We start from the raw sequence: 7835 nt of genomic DNA on the forward strand, positions 1-7835 counted from the left end.
TTTCAGGGCTTTTCATTTTTTTCAGCAAAAGTTAACTTTCAGTTTATTATTCTCCTTTACAATCAGAGCATCATTAATACAAAGGAGTCATTCTTATGTTGAAATTACTCAAGAATCTGGAACCCAAAGAATGGTTCTTATTCGGAATCAGCCTTATGTTCATCATCGCTCAAGTCTGGCTGGATTTAGAACTGCCTGACTACATGAGTGATATTACCCGGCTGATCCAGACACCAGGAAGCGAAATGAATGAAATTCTTGTCGCAGGAGGCTGGATGCTACTCTGTGCTCTTGGCAGTCTGGCGACCTCGGTTGTTGTAGCGGGCATTGCTGCGAGAATAGCGGCCGACTTGTCTGCAAGACTGCGTTCCAATTTGTTCGATAAGGTGCAGTCCTTCTCCATGGAGGAGATCAGCAACTTCTCAACAGCCAGTCTAATTACCCGATCCACGAATGACATCACGCAAGTACAAATGCTGATTGTGATCGGCTTACAGCTACTCGTGAAAGCACCAATCCTCGCAGTGTGGGCGATACTCAAGATTTCGGGTAAAAGCTGGGAGTGGACTCTTACGACAGGTGCTGCGGTCGCATTGCTAGTAGTTATTGTCGCAGTCTGTATCGTGCTCGTCCTGCCTAAATTTAAAAAGCTGCAGCTGCTTACAGATAATCTGAATCGTGTATCCAGAGAGAATCTTAACGGTCTTCGTGTCATCCGGGCGTATAATGCCGAGGAATATCAAGAACAGAAGTTCGCTGTAGCTAACAACGAGCTTACCAGTACCAACCTATTTGCCAACAATGTAATGACCCTATTGATGCCAAGTATTACTTTGATTATGAGTGGACTCAGTCTCTCCATCTATTGGGTGGGTGCAGTGCTCATTCAAGCAGCCGAGGGTACCGCCAAGATGGGCTTGTTCTCAGATATGATCGTATTCTCATCTTATGCCATGCAAGTGGTTATGGCCTTTATGATGCTGATTATGATCTTTATTCTACTGCCCCGTGCTCAAGTATCGGCTAAACGTATCAATGAAGTGCTAGAAACAGTACCTAGCTTGAAGAATGGATCAGTAACTCAATTCCCTGTGAAGCGAGAAGATGAAATTGAATTCAAGGGGGTTAGCTTCAAATATCCAGATGCAGAGGAATATGTGTTGGAGAACATCAGCTTCACGGCGAAGCAGGGGGAGACGGTTGCTTTTATCGGATCTACAGGCTGCGGGAAAAGTACACTTGTTAACCTCATTCCCCGTTTCTATGATGCTACAGAAGGCGAAGTGCTGGTAAATGGTATCAATGTCAGAGAATACGACCAGCAAGCGCTGCGGAATAAAATGGGCTATGTCTCTCAGAAGGCTGTTCTATTTGGCGGAACAGTGTCCTCCAATATTGCATTTGGTGAGAACGGATCCGGTCAGGTCCTCAGTTCAGATATTGTAGATGCAGTGTACACTTCCCAATCCTCTGAATTTGTAGAAAAGCTAGAGGGGAACTATGATGCCCATATCGCCCAAGGCGGAACGAATCTGTCTGGCGGGCAAAAACAGCGGCTATCGATTGCCAGAGCGATTGCCCGGCGTCCAGAAATATTAATCTTTGACGATTCTTTCTCCGCGCTTGACTATAAGACTGACCGCAAACTGCGCAGTGAACTTAAGAAAGACGCGAATGATTCAACGATGCTGATCGTTGCACAGCGTATTGGTACAATTAAAGATGCCGACAAGATCATTGTGCTGGAAGCCGGACGAATCGCAGGTATGGGAACCCATGACGAACTAATGCAGTCCTGCGACATCTATCAGGAAATTGCTTATTCTCAGCTTACGAAGGAGGAGCTTGCATAATGAAAACCAAAAATAAAGGCCAGAATACATGGATCAAGCTGCTCCGCTACTGCCGTAAATATGTCCCGGTTATTGTGATTGCGCTAATCTGCGCGGCAGTTGGAACGGTGCTCACGTTATTCGGTCCGGACAAACTCTCCGAGATCACCGACAAAATTACAGCTGGTCTTGCCGGCAGCATCGATATGGACGGCATTACTACCATTGGCATTACCCTCGTCGTAATTTACGGCGTCGGTGCGTTGTTGTCACTCTCGCAAGGCTTGATCATGTCGATTATTACCCAGAAGGTCTCGAAGAAATTAAGAACTGATCTGGCTCATAAAATGAACAAACTTCCAATCTCCTACTATAATAAATCGGCCACAGGTGATATTTTATCCCGGGTAACGAATGATGTAGATACCATCGGGCAATCGATGAATCAGAGTATTGGTAATGTCGTGACCGCCATAGCCATGTTCGTCGGCTCGATCGTCATGATGCTGAAGACCAATGTAATTATGACCCTTACCGCTATCGTGGCAACGATCATCGGCTTTGGCCTTATGGTGGTCATTATGAAGAAATCACAGAAATATTTTGCTAGCCAGCAGGAGTATTTAGGTAAAATCAACGGTCATGTCGAAGAAGTGTACACAGGACATAATGTAGTTAAAGCGTATAATGGCGAAGCGCAGATGCGCACTACCTTCCAGGAATTAAATCAGGGACTGAAGAACAGCGCCTTCAAAGCGCAATTCCTCTCTGGGCTGATGCCACCCCTGATGGGCTTTATTGGTAATCTAGGATTCGTTGCCGTCTGTATCGTTGGTGGTGTACTCGCCATGAACGGCACGATTTCTTTTGGGGTTATCGTCGCCTTCATTATGTATGTACGTTACTTTACCCAGCCGTTGTCCCAGATTGCCCAGGCCGCGCAAAGTCTGCAAGCTGCATCTGCAGCTGGCGGACGCGTGTTCGAATTTCTGGAGGCTGAGGAAATGGAAGACGAGAGCCACAAAGAGAACACAATGCCAACTGCTAAAGGTAAAGTAAAATTTGATCAAGTACAATTTGCGTATGAGACTTCAGAAAAACTGATTATCAATAACTTCTCGACAAATATAAAACCTGGCCAGAAAGTGGCTATCGTTGGTCCTACCGGCGCAGGCAAAACTACGCTGGTCAATCTGCTCATCCGGTTCAACGAATTGACGGGCGGAGAAATCTACATCGATGATACGCCGATCAGCAGCCTGACGAGAGAAAATATTCATGATCTGTTCTGTATGGTCCTGCAGGATACTTGGCTGTTTGAAGGTACCATCAAAGAGAACCTGATTTACAATCAGCAGAACATAACGGACGAGAAGCTTATAGAGGCTTGCAAGTCCGTTGGCCTGCACCGCTTCATTAAATCCTTAAGTGACGGATACAACACCGTGCTGAACGATAAGGTTAATCTGTCCGCCGGACAAAAGCAGCAGCTGACTATCGCTCGCGCGATGCTGAAAGATGCTCCCATGCTCATTCTTGATGAAGCTACAAGCTCAGTGGATACCCGTACAGAGTTGCTGATTCAACAGGCGATGGATAAGCTTATGGAAGGCAGAACCTCTTTCGTTATCGCACACCGGCTCTCAACGATCAAGAACGCTGATGTGATTCTGGTCCTGAAGGACGGCGATATCCTGGAAAGCGGCAGCCACGCGGAATTGCTGGCTCGAAACGGATTCTATGCAGAGCTTTACAATAGCCAATTTGAGCAGGCTTCTTAAAACGACAAAAAAAACTGCAACTCAATCATGAGCTTGCAGTTTTTTATCGTCCGTTCCTGTATTAGAAACAGCTTAAACCTCTCGCTGTCTCATTCCCTCAAACAGCAAAATCGTCGCCGCCATCGCCGCATTCAGCGATTCCGCCCGCCCCGCCATCGGAATGATGATACTCTTGTCCACGAGACGCGCCGTTTCCGGCGAAATCCCCTTACCCTCGCTGCCAATCAGCAGCCACTGGCTGCCGTGAAAATCGTGCTCATAGCATGATTCTTCACCCTGCAGCGAAGTGCTCACCAGCAGTGTCCCATTTTCCCGGGCCTGTGGCAAAATCTCACTTAAATCTCCCTCCACCACCGGGAGATGGAACATTGAGCCCATCGTTGAACGGATGGTCTTCGGATTATAAAGGTCGGCACAGCCTTGGCCGAGGATCACTCCGTCTGCTCCCGCAGCATCCGCGCTGCGGATGATGGTGCCGACATTACCGGGGTCCTGGACGCCGTCCAGGACAACCACCAGACTATCCTTCTTCGCTAGGATAGCCGCTACCGCCTGCTGTTCCTTCCGCACAATGGCGAACACTGGCTGCGGTGTGTTAGTGCTGCTGCATTTCGAGATGATCGCCGCTGATACGCCAATCACATCCATGCCCTGAACGGACTGAAGAAGCCCTTTGAGTTCAGCGGGCATTCCCTTGTCTAAGTCATAAGCAAGGCATTCCACATCTGCTTCAGCCAGCAGCGCTTCCTGTACAAGATGAACGCCTTCTACGATATATTTACGAGCTTTGTCCCGGTGCTTTTTCTCTTGCAGCCCGGCCCACTCTTTAACCCGCGTATTTTGCGGAGACATGATTTCCATAAAGTCTTCCTTTCTTATGCCTTGCCATTTATTCTTGCTCTTATATCTTTGTTCTTTATCTTTGTCTTTGTTCTTCTTCTCTTTTACTCCCCTATAAACCTGATGATTACGTTACCCCTCACCTACTGATACGCGATCTCCAGCTTCGTCAGGTTATCTTTATGCCCAACGATTACAAGGATATCCCCATCGATCAATCGATCCTCTGCGCGTGGGGAGATGTTCATCTCTTCACCTTGGCGAATAGCCATTACGTTACAGCCATATTTTGCACGGATATCGAGCTCTTGTAGATTTTTCCCGAGCATCGATCCGGATACCTTCATGTCCAAAATACTATAATCAGGCGACAGCTCGATATAATCTAATATATTAGGCGAAGCCAAATGATGCGCAACCCGCATTCCCATATCCCGTTCAGGATAAATCACCTTGTCTGCACCAATTTTGCCTAATACTTTGCCGTGCAGCTCACTTTTTGCTTTTGCGATAATTGCTGGTACACCAAGGTCCTTCAGGATTAAAGTGGTAAGAATGCTTGCTTGGATGTCCTCTCCAATAGCCACAACCACCACATCAAAATTGCGAATACCAAGTGCGCGTAGCGCTTCTTCATCCGTTGAATCTGCAGATACAGCGTGTGTAACTATATTTGAAATCTCCTGTGTCCGCTGCTCGTCCGCATCAATCGCAAGTACGTCAAACCCCATACCGCTGAGTGCTCTCGCAACACTGGATCCGAAACGCCCCATGCCAATGATGGCATATTGTTTTTTGGCCATGTCTTATGTACCTCCTGTAGCATTTCTATATCTCAAACAGTATATCATAAGCCAAGAAGAAACGTCATGGTCGTGCTTTATGGATGACAATCGTTTATCGCAAAAATATAAGAATGATGTATAGTGTCAACTTATACTACTTATATTTGAACAAAAACTTGAATTTCCAGCATCTATACAGGGTACATTAAAACGACGTGAATATCACTATATTTCAAAAAGGAGGTACCTTATGCCGGTTACTATTGACTTACGCCAGGCGATTATTCATAAAGTGCATGGTCAATCTGAAGAAGATTTGCGGCATATGATTGAAGGCTCGGTAGACGGACCGGAAGCAGCACTCCCGGGACTTGGCGCCGTGTTTGAAATGATATGGAAGGACTTAGACACCGCTAAGCAAGATAATTTGGTGTCTATGCTGCATGATCACCTGGAGACGATTACTCCCGGGAATATCACGTCATAACTAGCCGCAACTAGTCAAAAACCTCCGCTTCTCCAGCGTGCAATTGCACGTTGGAAGCGGAGGTTTTTTATTAACATTTAGGATGTTCTAGCTTATATCCTTAATTATAGCAATGCTTTTGGAGCCATCTCTAGGAACGTAGCTGTCGGGTTCTTATCCATCGCTGTCCGCATAGCATATTCGTTCTCGAACAAGACAACAAAATTCCCCTTCTTATCTGTAACGAGCGTAGAGTTAATACGGAATTTACTCGCATCCGGTTTAGCATCATCTACGATCCAACGTGCAAACTGGTATGGCATACGCTGCAACAGAACATCGACACCATATTCACCCTTCATGCGGTACTCGAACACCTCAAACTGCAGCTGTCCCACTACGCCGAGCAGAATATCATCGAAGTTAACCGTGCGGAATACTTGAATCATACCCTCTTCAGTCAGCTGATCGACACCCTTTTGGAACTGCTTCGATTTCAAAGCATTTTTAATACTCACTTTAGCAAAAATCTCTGGTGAGAATGTTGGCAGCTCATCGAATTCCAATTCTCCTGCCTGGCTCAGTGTATCTCCAATTCTAAAAATACCTGGGTCAAACAACCCGATAATATCTCCCGGATAAGCTTCCTCTACGATATCACGGTCTTGGGCCAAAAATTGTTGCGGCTGGGCGAGCTTAATGTCCTTACCCGCACGTACATGCTTCACGCTCATCCCCCGTTCGAACTTACCGGATACAATACGCAGGAAGGCAATTCGGTCACGGTGAGCCGGGTTCATGTTGGCTTGGATTTTGAACACATAACCTGTGAATTTCTCATTCATAGGTTCTATTAAACCTGTAGTACTTCGGCGTGGTTCAGGCTTCGGTGCCAGATCCAAGAAATTATCGAGGAAAGTCTGTACGCCGAAATTGTTAATCGCACTACCGAAGAACACAGGTGTAAGTTCACCACTTAGTACTTTTTCATAGTCAAAAGCATCGCCTGCTACATCCAGCAGCTCCAGATCCTGACACAATTGATCATGCAGATATTCTCCCGCCATTTCACGAATGATTGGATCACGATATCCGTCAACCTTTTGCACCTTGATTACGGAGTGATCGTCACCTTGGAACAGCTCCACCTGATTCTTCATCCGGTCATATACGCCGCACAATTCACGTCCACTGCCGATCGGCCAGTTCATAGGCACAGAGCGAATGCCCAGTACCTGCTCCAGCTCTTCCATCAAATCAAACGGACTGCGTCCTTCACGGTCCAGCTTATTGATAAAAGTAAAGATCGGAATCCCACGTTTAGCACATACCTGAAACAGCTTGGTCGTTTGGGTTTCCACCCCTTTTGCCACGTCGATAAGCATGACCGCACTATCCGCTGCTGTTAGTGTACGGTAGGTGTCCTCACTAAAGTCTTGGTGACCCGGTGTATCCAAAATATTCACGCGGTGATTCAAATAATCAAACTGCATCACAGAGGAAGTAACAGAAATCCCCCGTTGCTTTTCAATTTCCATCCAGTCACTCGTTGCATGCTTGTTCGCCTTACGGGCCTTAACCGTTCCCGCCAGACGGATAGCGCCACCGAATAACAGTAGTTTTTCCGTTAAAGTTGTTTTACCCGCATCCGGGTGGGAAATGATCGCAAAGGTTCTGCGTCTGTCCACTTCCTTTTGCAGCTTCTGATCTATTGCTTTGTTCATTACACATATCCCTTCATATATAAAATTCCTGCTTCTGCTTCAATTACACTGGGGTTATCTTCAAATCGGTGCTCTGCTCATTGTTCATACCCCTTCATTTCTGAATGAATAGCTATCTTAGGTCTAGCTCCAGTCCGCTTCAAGTGAAAGCATCCCCTAAAGTATATCAAAATCCGGCAGATATTATCTACTAAAAAGCTTTTGCAGCAAAATATCTCCCAAATCAAGTCTATATCCTGTTCACCAGTTCCCATAGCTCAACAAGAAAAACGCCTGACGGCGTCCTTGGAGGTAGAGTTACAAGCTGAGTACATCCGTTCCATACTCGTATCCATATGCATCTTCGTAGTGAGGTTCCGCTTACGGACCGTACGGATCTTTATTTCGATGAAATGAGCACATATATT

The 7835-nt window shown here is 46.3% G+C and carries 6 protein-coding genes; 3 read left to right on the forward strand and 3 right to left on the reverse strand.

Translation table 11 applies throughout. From position 1 onward, the window contains the following. The first annotated feature begins 95 nt into the window (after nt 1–95). Nucleotides 96–1853 (forward strand): ABC transporter ATP-binding protein, encoded by a 1758-nt coding sequence (locus CA600_RS17945; RefSeq protein ID WP_094871844.1) that lies wholly within the window; start codon nt 96–98, stop codon nt 1851–1853. After that, nucleotides 1853–3613, forward strand: a complete 1761-nt coding sequence (locus CA600_RS17950; protein ID WP_094871846.1) for an ABC transporter ATP-binding protein — start codon at nt 1853–1855, stop codon at nt 3611–3613. Before CA600_RS17945 ends, CA600_RS17950 begins: the two co-directional genes overlap by 1 nt. Nucleotides 3614–3685: 72 nt before the next feature. On the opposite strand, the gene CA600_RS17955 is transcribed toward CA600_RS17950, so the two are convergent. Continuing rightward, the gene (locus CA600_RS17955) at nt 3686–4474 is read right to left on the reverse strand and encodes a TrmH family RNA methyltransferase (RefSeq protein WP_094871847.1); all 789 of its coding nucleotides are present in this window, start codon (nt 4472–4474) and stop codon (nt 3686–3688) included. Between the two features lie 122 nt (nt 4475–4596). Beyond that, nucleotides 4597–5256 (reverse strand): potassium channel family protein, encoded by a 660-nt coding sequence (locus CA600_RS17960; protein WP_076285312.1) that lies wholly within the window; start codon nt 5254–5256, stop codon nt 4597–4599. Between the two features lie 232 nt (nt 5257–5488). On the opposite strand from CA600_RS17960, the gene CA600_RS17965 reads away from it, so the two are divergent. Beyond that, nucleotides 5489–5725 carry a small acid-soluble spore protein SspI gene (locus CA600_RS17965; RefSeq protein WP_042130985.1) on the forward strand — a complete coding sequence of 79 codons (237 nt, stop codon included), beginning with the start codon at nt 5489–5491 and terminating at the stop codon, nt 5723–5725. Between the two features lie 104 nt (nt 5726–5829). Here CA600_RS17965 and CA600_RS17970 read toward each other — a convergent pair whose 3' ends face one another. After that, the gene (locus tag CA600_RS17970; protein ID WP_094871849.1) at nt 5830–7428 is read right to left on the reverse strand and encodes a peptide chain release factor 3; all 1599 of its coding nucleotides are present in this window, start codon (nt 7426–7428) and stop codon (nt 5830–5832) included. Nucleotides 7429–7835 lie beyond the last annotated feature (407 nt).

The organism is Paenibacillus sp. VTT E-133280, from assembly GCF_002264385.1.
GTDB lineage: Bacteria > Bacillota > Bacilli > Paenibacillales > Paenibacillaceae > Paenibacillus_AQ > Paenibacillus_AQ nitricinens.